Origin of the sequence: Brevibacillus reuszeri, assembly GCF_002897295.1 — a bacterium.
Taxonomy (GTDB): Bacteria; Bacillota; Bacilli; order Brevibacillales; family Brevibacillaceae; genus Brevibacillus; species Brevibacillus reuszeri_A.
On record NZ_BEXF01000091.1, the window covers coordinates 1 to 1,391 of the forward strand.

At 41.0% G+C, this 1,391-nt stretch carries 3 protein-coding genes; all 3 read right to left on the minus strand.

Annotation, left to right across the window (positions count from 1 at the left end; translation table 11 throughout):
• Positions 1-95 (minus strand): Thoeris anti-defense Tad2 family protein (locus tag C3B52_RS35485; protein WP_123058883.1); only part of this gene is annotated, 95 nt, incomplete at its 3' end.
• Positions 96-143: 48 nt separating this feature from the next.
• The gene (locus tag C3B52_RS37105; protein ID WP_164685083.1) at positions 144-299 is read right to left on the minus strand and encodes a hypothetical protein; all 156 of its coding nucleotides are present in this window, start codon (positions 297-299) and stop codon (positions 144-146) included.
• A 17-nt stretch (positions 300-316) separates the two neighbouring features.
• The gene (locus C3B52_RS37110) at positions 317-487 is read right to left on the minus strand and encodes a hypothetical protein (protein WP_164685084.1); all 171 of its coding nucleotides are present in this window, start codon (positions 485-487) and stop codon (positions 317-319) included.
• Positions 488-1,391: the final 904 nt, after the last annotated feature.

Sequence of the window (1,391 nt, forward strand, 5' to 3'; positions counted from 1 at the left end):
GGAACTAGCGTCAACCACATGCCCTTTCCGTTCCAACCAGATCGTGCTGCTTTCTTTCCTTGCTTCAATGCTTCAATTGCCTGTCCGAAATTCATCATGTCATACCTCTCCTTTTCATAATTACCGTTGTGTTAAGCACCCATCTAAAATGCGAGTCCAGTTTGGATTTCACCCCAATTTATCAGTCTATGATCTTTTGGGATGTGCATATATAAGTCGTGCTCGCTCACCCCGCTGATTTCTTTTGCTTTAACTCTTCCAGTAGATTGGCAAGCATATTGAATCCAAAATCTTCTCATTCTGGTTGCCTCCCTAACTATTTTGATAAACGCTGAATATTGTCGATACCGTACTGCCAACCACTGACATTCGTTAATTGGTAACGATTATGAACATATTGGATATCAGCAATTACACCCTGATAGCCCGTTGATTTTACTTCCACTTTGTCTCCACGTTTGATTTTTTTGGGCTGCTGCTTGTTCATTCGTCATCGTCCTCCGATTCTGTAATAAGTTACCCGAGAACTTTTCGGGTGTTAAGATTAATTACTAATAAATTTGTATAGTTCTCGCCATGCTTCATCTTCCGTTTCTGCGTCTACTAAAACCTTAACCTTTTCGCGATGAATGGGATTAAAGAGAAACCCACTATCATTTTTTTCCATTTTCCATAGTAATTTGAAATGATTTAGCATTTGAACACCTCGCTATTCACATTACATAGTAGATTTAAATTACCTAAACACACGTCAAAGTATTGATATAACAACGTTGGTATATCGTGTACCAACAGGATTTACATGGAGATGCGAGTATGATAGGCTGATACACCAAGCGAATCCCTTACTCGGATTGCCCTGTTCGCTCTCAAATCATGCTCGTAGAGGCTCCGTGTCAATCCGTCTATACTGTTGGTACATCATATGTAACCCCTACAGCCTGTAGGGATGACCAGTGCTTCTCGACAAGTTAATATAATACACAATTTGATAAATCACCACATCTTGATTCCTTTGCCTTTTGTCAGTTGCCAGGCGCCAATGCAGAAAACTTCTTGTTGGTTTACGCATTCAAAGCATTCGTCTTTATACTCACATTTCTCTCGAGCTTTCAGCATTGATTGCCTGGTGACAAGTCTCCCCGTGCTCCCTTTGTGAATATATCTCTCTTCCGTATCCACAATGCAGTATCGCGGGTCCTGAGATAGTTCTAAAAGCTCCAAATACGATCTACCGTTTCTCCGCACTTGTCACCACCCCCATTTATCTCCCTGAGCATTTTGTTAAGCATCAAACACAATCAACTGCCCCTTATTGGGTGCATAATAGGACTCTCTTTCAATGCCATTCACATCGTCTTTATATGCCTGCTGCAATACCGATGAAATGA